Below are 14,177 nucleotides of genomic sequence, written 5' to 3' on the forward strand. Positions count from 1 at the left end.
CATGGACGATCGCGAATTCCGTCTCTACCTCAAAATCGACGTGACCGAGCTCGATCTGTGGGTCGAGCAGGGCTGGCTCGCCCCCGATATTTCCGAGGGCCGGCGCCGGTTCCGGGATGCCGATCTTGCCCGCGCCCGCCTGATCCTCGACCTCACACGCCAAATGGGCGTCAACGAGGCCGGCGTCGACGTCGTCATGGAGCTCGTCGACCAGCTCCACGGCATGCGCGGTGCGATGCGCAGGCTTATCGTCGCCATCAACCGGCAGGAGGCCGAGATCCAGAAACGCCTGCTTGACGCGCTCGAAGAGCTCGACGATAGCGCCCGCTGATAGCTTCGTTCCGGACTTTGACGACGATCAAGGTCAGGCTTTGCGCGGCATGGAAAATGGCGGGGCGGGCAAGCTGCCCGCCTGTTCTGGCGGAGCAGCCTCTCCGCCCTGCCGGGAAACGTCGTTGCGCAGACTTCTGTTGATTATCCTCCTTCTCATGATCGCCAGCGTATTCAGCATCCTCTGGATCAAGCCGCAGGCCGACAGCACGCGCCCTTCCACCCCTCAGAACTCGGTGATCCAGTAGCGATCCATTCCTCAATTTTGACGCCGATCATGGCGCAAGGCCTTAAAACCGCGCAACGACGACCATGCGGCGATATTCTATTCCATCAACACAGCAGAGGACGAAGGGAAGATGCCGAGAAACCTGTTCGGTTTCGTCCTCCTCATGGGCCGTCGCCACCAGACTGCGATCGCGGGCGTTGCGATGCTCCTCTTTCTCGCCGGCACAGCACCGCTGGAGGTCCAGAGGCGCATCATCAATGCCATGACGCAGGGCGCGCCCTATGCCGCCATCCTCCTCCTCGTCCTTGCCTATCTCGGCCTCGTGCTGCTGGAGGGCCTGACCAAGCTATTGCTCAACCTTTATCGCAGCTGGATCGGCGAAGTCGCGATCCGCTGGCTGCGCATGTCGGTGCTCGCTGTCTCAGAACGCTCGCGAGAGGCGCCGCTCGATGCGCTTGCCGAAGGCGTACAGCTCTCGATCATGCTCGCCGAAGCCGAACCCGTCGGCGGCTTCGTCGGCACCAGCATCTCCGAGCCGCTGCTGCAGGCCGGCATCCTCGTTGCCGTCGGCGGCTACATGATCTTCCTGCAGCCGCTGATGGCGTTTGCCGTCGCCATCGTCTTTTTTCCCCAGGTGGGCTTCGTTCCCATGATGCAATCGGCGATCAATCGCCGGATGGCGAGCAAGATCACCGTCATGCGCCATGTCAGCGAAGGCATGGCCGAGCACCTGGTTACCAGCGAGACGTTGAATGCTCAGAGCGACCGCGTCCAGACGCTCTTTTCGACCAATATGAGCATCTACAGGATCAAGTTCACGATGAACTTCCTGATGAACCTGATGACGCAGCTGGAATATGCGGGCATCTTCGCGCTCGGCGGATACTATGTCGTCACCGGCAAGACCGAGATCGGCACCGTCGTCGCCTTCATCTCCGGCCTTTCCAAGATAACCGACCCGTGGGGCGCACTGGTCGACTGGTACCGTGACTTGAAGGTCACGCAGGTCAAATACGCCATGATCCGCGATGCGAGCATCGATGCCGCTGCCTTGCAGGACGCTGGCCCGCCGCAAATGGTAGAGCCGGGACCGTGAGGAGTTGAACTCGTGGCCACCTGTCCGCCCGAACAGGTCATCGCGCGTCATTTCCGTGTTCAGGTTCGCAGCGAGCGTGGCCAGCACCGGACGGCTGATGCCACCTTAAGCCCTAGCGAATTTCATCAGGTCGCAACAGGTGGCTACGCAAGCATCTTGCCTGTCCGGCGCAGATTGTCGTGCCAGCCGAACGCTTCCTCAATCAGATGCGGTGTTTGCCCGCCGCGCAGCAGCGCCCGCTTGTAATAATCCGCCAGTGCCTCGCGATAATTCGGATGCGCACAGTTGGCGATGATGACTTCCGCCCGCTCCCGCGGCGCCAGGCCGCGCAGATCGGCAAGGCCGATCTCCGTCACGAGGATATCGACATCGTGCTCAGTATGGTCGACATGGCTGACCATTGGCACGACGCGTGAAATCGCACCGTCCCTGGCGAGCGACTTCGTCACGAAGATCGACATATAGGCGTTGCGGGCGAAATCGCCGGAGCCGCCGATACCGTTCATCATGTGCGTGCCGCCGACATGGGTCGAATTGACATTGCCATAGATGTCGAGTTCCAGGGCCGTGTTGATGGCGATGATGCCGAGGCGGCGGATGACCTCAGGATGGTTGCTGATCTCCTGTGGGCGCAAGATCAGCCGCTGCTTGTAGCGCTCGATCGCGGAAAATACCCGCAAATGCTTCTCCGTCGACAGTGTCATCGAGGACCCCGAGGCGAAATTCAGCTTGCCGGCATCCATGAGATCGAAGGTCGAATCCTGCAGCACCTCAGAATACATGGTGAGATCGTGGAAGGGTGTCTCGGTGAACCCCTGGAGCACCGCGTTGGCGATCGTGCCAATGCCTGCCTGCAGTGGCAAGAGGCGCTCCGTCAGCCTGGCATGGCGCACCTCGTTGAGCAGGAATTCGGTGAGATGACCGGCAATCGCATTCGTCTGCGCATCCGGCGCTTCCACCGTGGACGCGCTGTCGCTACTTTGCGTAAGGACGATAGCCGCGATCTTTTCCGGCGGGATTGGAATGAAGGGCACCCCGATGCGGCTGTCGGGTGCCACGACCGGGATCGCCTCGCGACTTGGCCGCCTGGTCGGGATATAGATATCATGGAGCCCTTCGAGCGCTTCCGGCTGCGACAGGTTGATCTCGACGATCACCTTCGGCGCCAGGATGGCGAAACTCGCCGAATTGCCGACGGAGGTGGTCGGCACGATGCCGCCGTCTTCGGTGATCGCGGTCGCCTCGATGACGGCGATGTCGACGGGTGCCAACTGGCCGCTGCGCAGGAACTCGACCGTTTCCGACAGGTGCTGGTCGATGAACATCACCTCGCCGGCGTTGATCGCCTTGCGCATGACGGCATCGGACTGGAAAGGCATGCGGCGGGCAATGGCGTGAGCTTCGACAAGCGTCCTGTCGAGATTGTTACCGAGCGATGCGCCGGTCATCAGCGTAATCTTCAGCGGATCACGCTTTGCCTTTTCCGCCAGTGCCAGCGGCACGGCCTTGGCCTCGCCGGCGCGCGTGAAGCCGCTCATGCCGACGGTCATGCCGTCGGTGATCAGCTTGGCGGCCTCGTCGGCATTGACGATGCGACCCCAGAGCGACTTGCTGCGAAGACGATCCTTGAACATGGTCGGTCAGTCCTTAATGCGACAACAGGATGGGCAGCGTGATATTGGTCAGCACGGCGTCGGTTGCGCCGCCGAGCACGAATTCACGCAGACGCGAATGGCCGAAGCCGCCCATGACGAGCAGATCGGCACGCCACTCGAAAGCCTTGGTCTGCAGGACTTCGCCAACGGGCTCGCTGCCTGCATGCGCTCGCACCGTCTCCGCCATCACCCCGCTCTTGAGCAGATTCTCGACAAGATGGTCGCCCGTATCGAATTTGACCGGCTTCTCGTCGATGACGGAGAGCAGGCAGACCTTGGATGCCCGGTCCAGGAAGGGCGAGGCGTCATGGGCAGCGCGCGCGGCGGCCCTGCTGCCGTCCCAGGCGATAGCGACGTGATCCAGCCTCCCGCCGAACGGTGCGGCGGGATAAAGGATGAGCGGCCTGCCGGAGGCAAACAGGACTGCCTCAACGATCGGGCGGGAGACACCCGCCGATTCCAGAAGCACGAGATCATAGGCACGCGATGCTTCCGCAAGCGCTTCAGCGACGAAAGGCTCACCCGCCTTGATCTCGCGCAGACGCACATCGACGGAAGCGGCCTTCGCCTGATCGAGCGCCTTTTGGGTCAGGACCGAGGCGCGCTTACGGCTCAGATCCTCGGCATCCCGTGCCATCTTCGCGGCGTCGATGATCAGCGACGATAGCGCATTGGAAACATCGGGAATCGTGATCTCCACCGCACAGACGGTGAGTGTCGCCTGCATGTGGTGAGCAAGTGCGACCGCATTGGCGATCATGAACTCGGAAGTCATATCCGGATAGGCGAGGAGTGGAAGAAAGAGGTGTTGTTTCATTGGGAGACCCCGAACGGAAAACGATGAGACCAGATCCTCATCACTGTCGCATCCCTTCGAAGCCCCGCATTGACATGTCTCAATTTTCCGAAGCAGTCCTCTCGGCGAGCACTCATGTCAGAAGAAAACCCAAAAGCCCGGCAAGAGCCGCCGCAGCGGTTGCGATCGCCAGACGAACCGCGTAGGCGAGGCTCCCCATGATTGCCGCCAGAACAGCTTTCGCGAGGAGATTGGCGAAGGCCGCGACCGCTATGGCGCGGGCGGCCGCATCCGCTGAGAGCTGGATCGACGTCAGTTTCGCAACCGAAAGCGTTATCGCGTCGAGATCGCCCAGTCCTGTCACGAAGGCGAGGACGGGCAGCGATCTTGTTCCGAAGACAACCAGGGTCGCCCGCGTCAGGATTGTCACGACGGCGAGAACTAGAGCAAAACGCAGCGCCACCATAACCTCGAGCGGGTTTCGCGGCGAGAAGTTGGAACTGTCTTCCGGACGCCGTAGCGCTCCGAGGAGGCCGCCACCGATAGCAAAGGCCGCAGCCGCTGGAGCGAGCAATGGCGCAAGTTCCCACAGCGCCGCCGGCGCAATCACGCCGCAGATCAGAAGCGCCCGGGTGAGGGATACCGCTCCAGCCAGCATCGCCCCTGCCGAAAGCAGGGACGAGAGCGCAGGCACCTGGATCGACTGGCGAGCAAAGGAAAGTGTCAACGCCGTCGAGGAAACGATGCCGCCGCTTGCGCCGGTCATCAGGATTCCAGCGCGTGCGCCGCTGATCTTGATCAGGATGTAACCAAAAAAAGAGACGGCGCCCACGAGGATCGTCATCATCCAGAGCTCGAAGGGATTGATCGCCTGCCAGGGATCGATCGGCTTGTCGGGCAGGATGGGCAAGATGACGACCGTCATCGTCAACAGGATCAAGGCGGCCCTGAGTTCGAGCCAGGTCAGCCGCCGAAGAAACCCATGCAACGGTTCGCGTGCCGCCAGAAGCACCGTTATTGCAACGGCACTCGCCGCAGTCGTCGTCATGTCGGCAACTACGGCGCTGAAACCAAGCACGAAAACCGATATCGCGGCAATGGCAGCGGTCGCGCTGTAATCCTCGTCGCGCGCCGCCTGCATGGAGTTGAAAACGAGAATTGTGATGCAAAAGAACACAAAGACCGTCGTCGGCAGGATCGGCCCCGTTGCGGGCTGAAGGAAGCCGCATAGGCCACCAAGGAAACTTGAAAGGCCATAGGTGCGAATGCCTGCGACCCTTCCGCCCGGTGCCGCCTCTCGCTCCTGCCAGCCGCGCTCGATGCCGACCAGGATGCCGATCGCAAGCGCCAGGCTGAGGCGCTGGAATGCTTCCGTTGTCATCAGCAATGTCATCATTGGCTGGTCCAGTCGCCGCGGCCTGTTCTTCAGCGGCGCTCGGACGGTTTCGTACCGTAAAGTGCCGATATGCCGAGGACGACGAGAAGAATGCCGCAGATCAACGCATTCCAAACAAAGGGCGGCTTTTCAACGTCGTGGAGCATCCATGGCGAAGCGATAAGCCAGATACCGATCAGGAGGTTAACCCATTCCTCCCATAAGCGGTAGGATGCGAGTGCCGTCGCGCCCAGGATGGCGACGGCAACTCCGTGGACCAGGAAATTCCACGCCGCCGCGCCGAGAGGAACGGAATCCGGGCTGAAGCTTCCGAGTGCCCAGGGGGCGGCGATGAGCCATATCCCGACGATAAAGGCGGCGTGGTCTTGCCTGCGACGACGATCCATTTCTAGGTCTCCCTGCCCCTGCAAAGCAAATCACGACACGCGGTTCGGCTCATTGAGCTGGATCAACATCTCCCGCGAGGGGAACTCTCCATAAGTGCGAGGAACGGGCGCCAGCCGTCTTTGACAGCCGTCAATGCCGGTTTGCCGCGATTTCAGGATCATGGCATCATGAAGATGAGGAACGGTTGATGAAAGCTATGATCCTTGAGGCAATCGGGATGCCCCTGCGTCCGGTCGACCGGCCGGATCCCGTGCCCGCAAAAGGACAATTGATGCTGAGGGTCGAGGCCTGCGCGGTGTGCAGGACCGATCTTCATGTCTGCGACGGCGATCTTCCGAACCCAAAGCTGCCGCTCGTTCCCGGCCATGAGATCGTCGGCATCGTCGAGACTGTCGGGGAAGGAATAGCGCCGTCGCGCATGGGGCAAAGGGTCGGCGTGCCCTGGCTCGGTCATACATGCGGCTGTTGCTCGTTTTGCAGGAGCGGAGAGGAAAATCTTTGCGATGAGCCGCAATTTACCGGCTATACCCGCGACGGAGGCTTTGCCACCCATGTCGTTGCGGATGCCGATTATGCCTTTGTCCTCGACAGCCGGGCCGATCCCGTCGCCCTTGCACCGCTCCTCTGTGCCGGCCTTATCGGCTGGCGTTCGCTGAAGAGGGCCGGCGACGGCAAGAGGATCGGGCTCTACGGCTTCGGCGCGGCCGCGCACATCATCGCGCAGATCTGTCACTGGCAGGGCCGCGACGTCTATGCGTTCTCGCGCCCCGGCGACGAGGCGGCACAAAGCTTCGCACGCGGTCTCGGCGCCGTCTGGGCTGGAGGCTCGGACGAGCGCCCGCCCGTCGCGCTCGATGCGGCGATCATCTTTGCGCCGGTAGGCGAACTAGTGCCGGCGGCGTTGAAGGTGGTGCGAAAGGGAGGCCGGGTCGTATGTGGTGGTATCCACATGAGTGACCTGCCCGCAATGCCCTATGCGCTGATCTGGGGCGAGCGAAGCGTGGTTTCGGTCGCCAATCTGACGCGGAAAGACGCCGAGGAATTCTTCCCCGTCGCCCACCAGGCAGGTGTGCGCACCCACACGAAAACCTATCGGCTTGCAGATGCCAATGCGGCGCTTGACGATCTGCGTGCCGGCCGCCTGAGCGGAGCGGCTGTCCTGACACCTTGAAGGGCACCGCTATCGCGGAGCGGCAATCGCGGCATCATCCGAATTCGCTCGATGCTTCCTGACCTGAAACCGGCGGAGAACTGCACCGAAGAGAAGTCGCGTCGTGCCTGTGACGAGTTCGGCCGTCGCCTTGAGCGGGATCGAACCCCAGATCAATCAACCGAAACCACCGAACGGATGCCGGAGATTCTGCAGGTCACATATGCGATAAGGCCTGGCGGTTACCCGCCAAGCCTTCTCGGGTCCTTCGAATGCGGACGGTAGATATTACGGCGACAATTCCTCCAGGACGCGCCCCTTGGTTTCGACCGCGAAGAGGGCCGTCACCAGGGCGCCGACCAGCAGGATTGCTGCGAAGACGGCGAAGACATACTGGATGCCCATCGATGACATGACCCAGCCTACCGCGATAGGACCGGCAGAGGACCCGAGACGCAGCCAGGCGCTGCCTGTGCCCGTGCCAATGGCACGAAGACGGGTCGGATAGATCTCCGCCGAATAGAGGTAGAGCGAGAACGTTACGGTCTGGACGATGGCGTAGGCGAGGCCGGCGAGGATGAGAACCTGTGTCGCCGACGTCGCACCCAGCCAGGCGAGGATGACAAGCGGGATCGGTGCAATCAAAAGGGCGCCTGTATACCAGCGCTTACGGCCGACCTTGTCGATGAGCAGTGCGCAGATAACGGCCGCAATTACGCCACCGACCGAGGTGACGAAGCCGTAGAAAATACTGGTTTCAAGAGGCAGGTTAAACGTCTGGCGATAGAGGGTCGGAAGCCAGGTGATCGTCCCATTGGCGACCATATAGGCGCAGAACCACATGGCCCAGATCGACAGCGTGCGCTTCAGGTAAATGCCCTGGAAAAGTTCGCGCCAGTCGGATCTGCGGCGGGCAGGAGCGGCCACGACTTTCGGCTCCGGCAGTTCCTTGCCGCCGGCACGGGCGCTGTTCTCCAACTTGGTGACAATACGGTCGGCTTCCTCATAGCGGCCGTTGGCGACCAGCCAGCGGGGTGATTCATGGAGGAACCAGCGCAGGGGGATCATGAGGATTGCAGGGACCAGGCCGACGACAAACATCGCCTTCCAGCCGTAGACTGGGACCATGAAGTAGCCGATCAGGCCCGCGCCGACGAGGCCGAGAAGGAACATGACCTCATACAGCAGGAAAAAGCGGCCGCGCCCCTTCGAGCCGATCAGTTCGTTGATATAAGCACTGGCGACCGGAACTTCGCCGCCGGTTCCGATGCCTTGGACGAAGCGGAATGCCATCATCATGCCGGCGCCGGCTGCAAAGAGGCATGCGATGTCCATGCTGACGAATAGCAGGATCGTAAATAGCAGCACTTTCAGGCGGCCGATCCGCTCAGCGAGCCAGCCAAAGCAGACCGCGCCGATCAATTGCCCGAGGTAACCCATCGACAGGATCATTCCCGTCTGTCCTGGCGTCAAACCCCATTCGCGGACAAGAACCGGCATCGCATAGGCGATGGCGATCACGGTGTAACCGTCAAAGAATGTCGCGGCGCCGACGATGTTTCGGGCCCAGAACACCTCCCGGGTCACTGGCAACCGTTCAAGGCGTGCACTGATTTCTGCTTGTGGATCGACAACCGGTGACGGCGCGGTTATGCGCTGTTCCATATTCATGTTTTCCTCCCTGTGCCCGGCCCTCTCCCGGCCTGGCTTCGAACCTACACGTTGGATGGCTCACTTCGGGATCCTCTTGGGTGCGGCTGTGGATCCGGAAGCTCTCTCGTCGGCGAGGTATGCATGTCGTAACAGACCGTGCGACTGCGGCGGCGCGTCACTCCCGATGCGACCGCAATTTTCCTCCCCTAAGAAGACGCCCCCGTTCGAACGACGAGGGCTTTCTCAGTCACTCCGCTGCGATCAACTGCTCGACCCGGCCGATGCCCGCGGCCTCGAAGGCGGCGAAGATTTCGGCTTCTGCCTTTTCGCCCAGATTCTTCAGCGGCTCGCGAATGGTGGCATGGTCAAGCACACCACGATGGACGAGCCCGAGCTTCAGGGCCACGGTTCCTTCCATATGGGAGCCACGGTGATAGACGGCACGGGTGACCGGAAGGAGACGTTCGAAGATCTGGCGGGCTTGCGGATAGTTTTGCGCCTTTCCTGCCTTGATGAGGTCGATCAGTAGCTCCGGTGCAATATTGCCGTAGCCGACAAGCAGGCCGTCAACGTCGAACATGGTCGGCAGCAGCCATTCGTCATGGCAGCTCAGGATCTGCAGGTTCGGGTTGGCCTTCTTGAGTTGCGGAATCTCGACGTACCAGCGCTTCATGTTGCGGACGCCGTTCTTGGTGGCAACGACCCCGTCCTGGGTCGCAATCGCAAGCTGCGTGTCGATATCGTAGGAAGCCTTTGTGGCATCCGGATACTGGAACAGGATGCACTGCAGGCCTGATTCTTGCCAAATCGCCTTGTAGCGATCCTGCGGCGCGCCTTTTTGAAAGCCGAAACGCAGCCAGCCGTGGTTCGGGTAGACCAGCGCACCGGTCGCGCCCGCAGCCTTGCACTTCTTGGCTTCTTCGGCGGCGACCCTGGTGCCCTCACCGGTGATACCTGCAATGATGGGAAGTTGACCATTGACCGCTTCAACATAGGTGCGGATGAGCTTCAGGCGCTCTTCCTCGGTCAGGAACGTACCTTCGCCGGCATGGCCAAGAATGACGAGGCTCTTCACGCCGTCCATGCCTGCAAGCCACTTGGCGATACGGGCATTGGCCGCGTAGTCGACCTCCCCGTCGCGCGTGAATGCGGTAACGGGTGCCGGGCTCAGGCCTCTCAAATCCATTGCTTGCATCGGGGTATCTCCTCCTAGATAGCCGCTGTCCGCCTATGCGACCAGCGATGGGATCGTTAATGGGAACGTTCCCACTATCGTTTCCGATTTTGCTGGAGTCAACATTTTTTTTAATGCATGCTTGAGGCCTCAATCGCGAGAACGCTGCAGATGGGAAAAAGTGAAATGGATTCAAAGGCCGAAGAAGGCAACCGCCAGACACGCGTCACCATCCTGGATGTTGCGTCGGCCGCCGGCGTTTCCAAATCCACGGTATCACGCATCCTCGACGAGCGGCTTCCCCGGTCCGACAACGAAACGTCGCGCCGCGTTCGCAAGATCGCGGAAGACATGGGTTATGTCCGAGACGTCTCAGCTGCGAGCCTGAGACGCGGCAACACGATGACGGTCGGCGTGATTGTTCCCCGGCTAACCGATACGGTCATGGCGATGCTCTACGAGGCCCTGGCGAAGGCGTGCAGCAAAAGCGGTCGCTTTGCCATTGTCGCGACGACCGATGACAAGCCCAAAGCCGATCGACTTGCCGCCGAGTCACTTCTAAAGCGTGGCGTTGACGGACTGATCCTGTCGACCGCGCGCGAGGACGATGACTTTCCTGATGAGCTGGTGGCCCGGGGCGTGCCGCTTGTCCTGGCTCTGCGCACCGACGGACGGAGCCTTTCTTCGATTGGCGACGACCGGCTGGGTGGTTATCTGGCGACGCGCCATCTCCTGGACCTTGGTCACCGTCGTATCGGCGTGATCGCCGGTCCGTCATACGCCTCCAGCGCGCTCGGACGCGTCGAAGGCTACAGGCAGGCCCTGGAAGAGGCAGGGGTGTTGAACCGTCCGGACTGCATTGTTCCGTCGACCTTCGGAATCGATACGGGCGCAGATGCGGCCGAGCAGCTCATGCGCTTGGACGATCGTCCTACGGCGATTTTTGCCGTGAACGACAATACCGCGATCGGCGCTCTTTCCGGTCTTTCGCGCCTTGGGATTTCCGTGCCCAACGATGTATCGGTCGTCGGATATAACGATATCCCGATCGTCAGCCATCTTGCGACACCGCTGACGACACTGCGCGTCCCCTTTGAGCAGATTGCATCAAACGCGTTGGATCTGCTCACAAGCGGTGCCGTTTCGGCAGAGGACCGGATCCGCGTTTCGGCGCCGACCCTCATACCGCGAAAGTCCTCCGCCAAGCCCCCCGCCTCCATTGCAACGCGATGAAGTCGCTGATCGGCCGGCAGTTCCAGTAGTCAATTTGGGAGCCGCCCCCGATCGAGCCTATTCCTCGTTTTCTCAAGCAGCTCGGCCGTTGGGGGAACGGGAGCCAGCATCTGCCATTGCCAAAGGTGACTGCATTACTCTTGTTTTTCCTCGGGCAAGTGGGTTATACCGCCCGCGCCCTTAGAATCCCCATCTTGGGGGCTCGAAGAACAGGAAGTTTTCATGAAAGTTTTCAAGTCCCTTACGGTTCCCGGACTGCTCACCGTCCTCGGCCTGATCGCGACGCCGGCATTGTCCGCGCCGACCACGTATCCGCTGACGCTCGACAATTGCGGCGCGAAGGTTACCATCGCCAGGGCTCCGGAGCGAGCCATCGGACTTGGCCAGAACAGCGCGGAGATCATGCTGCTTCTCGGTCTGGAAGACAAAATGGCCGGCACCGCATTCTGGCCGAGCAAGGTTCTGCCGCAGCTCGCCGAAGCCAATGAGAAGGTTAAGCTTCTGTCTGTCGAGTTTCCGACCTTCGAGTCGATTCTGGCGCAGAACCCGGATTTCGTGGCAGCGGCTTTGCCAAGCCTGATCGGACCGACGAGCAAGGTCGCCAAGCGCGAGGACTTCGACAAGGTCGGCATACCAAGCTACATTTCGCCCAGTACCTGCCTCAGCACCGAAAAGGTCAAGAACGAGTACGGCAGCCGCGACCAGCTCTGGAACATGGATCTGCTGTACAAGGAGATCGACGAGCTTTCGCAGATTTTTGACGTCGCCGATCGTGGTCAGGCGCTGATCGCCGACTTCAAGAAGCGTGAAGCGGCATTGCGCACCAGCGTGTCCAAGGATGGCAAGCAGCTTTCCTACGTCTTCTGGTTCTCCAGCCAGTCTCCTTCCGCAGACGCCTATCTCGGGGGCAAGAACGCCGCATCCGGCTTCATCGCCGATCTCCTCGGCGGCAAGAATGCCGTCACTGCGGAAGCCGAATGGCCGACACTCGGGTGGGAAAGCATCATAGCCGCCAATCCGGATGTCATCGTCGTGGCCAATCTCGACCGCAACCGCTGGGAACTCGACAAGCCGGAGGCTAAGATCAAGTTCCTGAACAGCGATCCGGCCGCCAGCCAGATGCCGGCGGTGAAAAACAAGGCAATCGTCGTCATGGACGGCCAGGCCATGAACCCGACGATCCGCACCATCTACGGCGCCGAACAGGTGGCCGAACAACTGAAAGCGCTCGGCCTGCTCAAGTGACCGCCTCGAACCGCTCCTTCCAGCAGGCTGCCCCCTTCGGTGTCCTCCTGTTGGCCTCCCTTGTGGCGGTCGGCTTGGTCGTCGGCATCAGTGTCGGGATCGGCGACCTGCCGATCCCGCTTACCACGACGTTTGCCGCCGTCACGAACAGGCTGGGATGGACTGCGGTGGAACTCAACCGCATCCACGAGACCGTGATCTGGGATTATCGCCTCAGCCGCGCGCTCGTGGCCGCTTTCTGCGGCGCGGGACTGGCTCTGTCGGGTGCGATCATGCAATCGCTGCTTCGCAACCCGCTGGCCGAGCCCTATGTGCTCGGTATCTCCGCCGGCGCGTCCACCGGCGCAGTCGCCATCGTCATTCTCGGCGTTGGTGCAGGTGCGGTTTCGCTGTCGGCCGGGGCTTTTGCCGGCGCATTTGCGGCATTTTTTTTCGTGGCGCTGCTGTCCAACGGTACGCGTGGCGGCGCTGACCGGACAATTCTTGCAGGTGTTGCCGCTTCGCAGCTCTTCAACGCCGCCACATCCTACGTGGTCACGACTTCCGGCAATGCGCAGCAGGCTCGCGACGTCATGTTCTGGCTGCTTGGCAGCTTCGGCGGCGTGCGCTGGCCGGAGTTCATGCTGGTTTCCGGCGTCGTCGGCTTCGGGCTTCTCGTCTGCCTGTTCTATGCCAGGGTTCTGGATGCTTTTGCCTTCGGTGACGAAGCAGCCGCATCTCTCGGTGTCAACGTCGGAAGGGTCCGCATCGTGCTGTTTGCGCTTACCGCAATGATGACGGCTACGATCGTCAGCATGGTCGGCTCGATCGGCTTCGTCGGTCTGGTCGTGCCGCATGCGGCACGCTTCGTCGTCGGTCCGCTTCATATCCGGCTTCTCCCAGCCTGCGCCATTGTCGGCGCAATCTTCATGGTGCTTGCCGACATTGCCTCGCGCGCGCTCATCCCGCAGCAGGTCCTGCCGATCGGGGTCGTCACGGCGCTGGTTGGCGTTCCCTTCTTCTCCGTCATTCTCTACCGGTTCCAGCGCGCATCATGAGCATCAAAGCCGAAAACCTCGTCTGGAAAATTGGCAGGAAGACCATAATTGATGGCGTCTCCTTCGAAGCGCCACAGGGAAAGATGCTCGGCCTTCTTGGCCCGAACGGCTCTGGAAAGACGTCACTGCTGCGGCTTCTGGCCGGCCTGAAGCGCCCCAATTCCGGGCGCATCTCGCTCGATTTGAAGGACATAGGGACAATCGGACGCCGCACGATCGCGCAGCGCGTCGCCTTCGTTGAACAGAATTCGACAACAAACGCCGATCTGAGGGTCGTGGATGTCGTCAAGCTCGGACGCTTTCCGCACCGCTCGATGTTTTCCGGCTGGACGCTCGCCGACGATCAGGCGGTTGAGGAAGCGTTGAAGCGGGCCGGCATGACCGGCAAGCGACATGATCGCTGGCAGAACCTGTCCGGTGGGGAGAAGCAGCGCGTCCATATCGCAAGAGCTCTGGCGCAGTCGCCAAAAGAACTGATCCTCGACGAACCGACCAACCATCTCGATATCCAGCACCAGATCAGCCTCATGCGGCTCGTCTCCGGTCTGCCGGTCACCAGCATCATTGCCCTGCACGACCTCAACCATGCGGCCATGTTTTGCGACGAGCTCATCGTCATGCAGAGCGGGAAGATCGTTACGGCCGGCACACCGGCCGAAGTCTTGACCGAAGAGGTCCTCAGGGACGTTTTCTCGGTGGATGCGCGCGTCGAAGCCTCGCCCTATCACGCCCGGCCGCACATCCACTATCTCCGTTGACGACGCAGCGTGCCTGAGGCACGGAGCTGCCTGCTTGC

General features: G+C 61.2%; 14 protein-coding genes. 8 read left to right on the top strand and 6 right to left on the bottom strand.

Translation table 11 applies throughout. The annotated features are described in order from the left end of the window. Nucleotide 1 precedes the first annotated feature (1 nt). The 3 genes from ACR9ZQ_RS38545 (at nucleotide 2) to ACR9ZQ_RS38555 (ending at nucleotide 1,655) form a co-directional block, all read left to right on the top strand. Nucleotides 2-331: a chaperone modulator CbpM gene (locus ACR9ZQ_RS38545; protein ID WP_481430495.1), complete on the top strand. Its 330-nt coding sequence runs from the start codon at nucleotides 2-4 to the stop codon at nucleotides 329-331. After that, nucleotides 294-578 carry a hypothetical protein gene (locus tag ACR9ZQ_RS38550; protein WP_481430496.1) on the top strand — a complete coding sequence of 95 codons (285 nt, stop codon included), beginning with the start codon at nucleotides 294-296 and terminating at the stop codon, nucleotides 576-578. Before ACR9ZQ_RS38545 ends, ACR9ZQ_RS38550 begins: the two co-directional genes overlap by 38 nt. A gap of 111 nt (nucleotides 579-689) precedes the next feature. Beyond that, the gene (locus ACR9ZQ_RS38555; protein ID WP_481430497.1) at nucleotides 690-1,655 is read left to right on the top strand and encodes an ABC transporter ATP-binding protein; all 966 of its coding nucleotides are present in this window, start codon (nucleotides 690-692) and stop codon (nucleotides 1,653-1,655) included. Nucleotides 1,656-1,798: 143 nt separating this feature from the next. Here ACR9ZQ_RS38555 and ACR9ZQ_RS38560 read toward each other — a convergent pair whose 3' ends face one another. From ACR9ZQ_RS38560 to ACR9ZQ_RS38575, 4 genes are all read right to left on the bottom strand, one after another. After that, nucleotides 1,799-3,289: an acetyl-CoA hydrolase/transferase family protein gene (locus tag ACR9ZQ_RS38560; RefSeq protein ID WP_481430498.1), complete on the bottom strand. Its 1,491-nt coding sequence runs from the start codon at nucleotides 3,287-3,289 to the stop codon at nucleotides 1,799-1,801. A gap of 13 nt (nucleotides 3,290-3,302) precedes the next feature. After that, nucleotides 3,303-4,127, bottom strand: a complete 825-nt coding sequence (locus ACR9ZQ_RS38565; protein WP_481430499.1) for a universal stress protein — start codon at nucleotides 4,125-4,127, stop codon at nucleotides 3,303-3,305. Between the two features lie 112 nt (nucleotides 4,128-4,239). Further along, nucleotides 4,240-5,502, bottom strand: a complete 1,263-nt coding sequence (locus ACR9ZQ_RS38570) for an MgtC/SapB family protein (protein WP_481430500.1) — start codon at nucleotides 5,500-5,502, stop codon at nucleotides 4,240-4,242. Between the two features lie 29 nt (nucleotides 5,503-5,531). Then, a complete protein-coding gene (locus ACR9ZQ_RS38575) occupies nucleotides 5,532-5,888 on the bottom strand; it encodes an SPW repeat protein (RefSeq protein WP_481430501.1) in 357 nt (118 codons plus the stop codon). 188 nt (nucleotides 5,889-6,076) lie between these two features. On the opposite strand from ACR9ZQ_RS38575, the gene ACR9ZQ_RS38580 reads away from it, so the two are divergent. Beyond that, the gene (locus tag ACR9ZQ_RS38580) at nucleotides 6,077-7,060 is read left to right on the top strand and encodes a zinc-dependent alcohol dehydrogenase family protein (protein ID WP_481430502.1); all 984 of its coding nucleotides are present in this window, start codon (nucleotides 6,077-6,079) and stop codon (nucleotides 7,058-7,060) included. A gap of 267 nt (nucleotides 7,061-7,327) precedes the next feature. Here the strand turns inward: ACR9ZQ_RS38580 and ACR9ZQ_RS38585 are convergent, their stop codons facing one another. After that, the gene (locus ACR9ZQ_RS38585; protein ID WP_481430503.1) at nucleotides 7,328-8,710 is read right to left on the bottom strand and encodes an MFS transporter; all 1,383 of its coding nucleotides are present in this window, start codon (nucleotides 8,708-8,710) and stop codon (nucleotides 7,328-7,330) included. 229 nt (nucleotides 8,711-8,939) lie between these two features. After that, complete coding sequence (locus ACR9ZQ_RS38590; protein WP_481430504.1) at nucleotides 8,940-9,887, bottom strand: dihydrodipicolinate synthase family protein; 948 nt, start codon at nucleotides 9,885-9,887, stop codon at nucleotides 8,940-8,942. Nucleotides 9,888-10,052: 165 nt separating this feature from the next. Between ACR9ZQ_RS38590 and ACR9ZQ_RS38595 the strand changes: the two genes are divergently transcribed. From ACR9ZQ_RS38595 to ACR9ZQ_RS38610, 4 genes are all read left to right on the top strand, one after another. Next, nucleotides 10,053-11,099, top strand: a complete 1,047-nt coding sequence (locus ACR9ZQ_RS38595; RefSeq protein WP_481430505.1) for a LacI family DNA-binding transcriptional regulator — start codon at nucleotides 10,053-10,055, stop codon at nucleotides 11,097-11,099. A 222-nt stretch (nucleotides 11,100-11,321) separates the two neighbouring features. Beyond that, a complete protein-coding gene (locus ACR9ZQ_RS38600; RefSeq protein ID WP_481430506.1) occupies nucleotides 11,322-12,344 on the top strand; it encodes an ABC transporter substrate-binding protein in 1,023 nt (340 codons plus the stop codon). Next, nucleotides 12,341-13,381: a FecCD family ABC transporter permease gene (locus ACR9ZQ_RS38605; RefSeq protein ID WP_481430507.1), complete on the top strand. Its 1,041-nt coding sequence runs from the start codon at nucleotides 12,341-12,343 to the stop codon at nucleotides 13,379-13,381. Before ACR9ZQ_RS38600 ends, ACR9ZQ_RS38605 begins: the two co-directional genes overlap by 4 nt. Beyond that, on the top strand, nucleotides 13,378-14,139 hold the full coding sequence (locus ACR9ZQ_RS38610; RefSeq protein ID WP_481430508.1) for an ABC transporter ATP-binding protein: 762 nt from the start codon (nucleotides 13,378-13,380) through the stop codon (nucleotides 14,137-14,139). The genes ACR9ZQ_RS38605 and ACR9ZQ_RS38610 overlap by 4 nt, the downstream gene beginning before the upstream one ends. The last annotated feature ends 38 nt before the right edge of the window (nucleotides 14,140-14,177 follow it).

The sequence above is a fragment of the Rhizobium sp. KNZ14-9A genome (assembly GCF_056755015.1).

Coding starts and splice junctions, on each gene's coding strand:
- ACR9ZQ_RS38545 (WP_481430495.1), top strand. CDS start 2: ATGGACGATCGCGAATTCCGTCTCTACCTCAAAATCGACGTGACCGAG.
- ACR9ZQ_RS38555 (WP_481430497.1), top strand. CDS start 690: ATGCCGAGAAACCTGTTCGGTTTCGTCCTCCTCATGGGCCGTCGCCAC.
- ACR9ZQ_RS38560 (WP_481430498.1), bottom strand. CDS start 3,289: ATGTTCAAGGATCGTCTTCGCAGCAAGTCGCTCTGGGGTCGCATCGTC.
- ACR9ZQ_RS38565 (WP_481430499.1), bottom strand. CDS start 4,127: ATGAAACAACACCTCTTTCTTCCACTCCTCGCCTATCCGGATATGACT.
- ACR9ZQ_RS38570 (WP_481430500.1), bottom strand. CDS start 5,502: ATGATGACATTGCTGATGACAACGGAAGCATTCCAGCGCCTCAGCCTG.
- ACR9ZQ_RS38575 (WP_481430501.1), bottom strand. CDS start 5,888: ATGGATCGTCGTCGCAGGCAAGACCACGCCGCCTTTATCGTCGGGATA.
- ACR9ZQ_RS38580 (WP_481430502.1), top strand. CDS start 6,077: ATGAAAGCTATGATCCTTGAGGCAATCGGGATGCCCCTGCGTCCGGTC.
- ACR9ZQ_RS38585 (WP_481430503.1), bottom strand. CDS start 8,710: ATGAATATGGAACAGCGCATAACCGCGCCGTCACCGGTTGTCGATCCA.
- ACR9ZQ_RS38590 (WP_481430504.1), bottom strand. CDS start 9,887: ATGCAAGCAATGGATTTGAGAGGCCTGAGCCCGGCACCCGTTACCGCA.
- ACR9ZQ_RS38595 (WP_481430505.1), top strand. CDS start 10,053: ATGGATTCAAAGGCCGAAGAAGGCAACCGCCAGACACGCGTCACCATC.
- ACR9ZQ_RS38600 (WP_481430506.1), top strand. CDS start 11,322: ATGAAAGTTTTCAAGTCCCTTACGGTTCCCGGACTGCTCACCGTCCTC.
- ACR9ZQ_RS38610 (WP_481430508.1), top strand. CDS start 13,378: ATGAGCATCAAAGCCGAAAACCTCGTCTGGAAAATTGGCAGGAAGACC.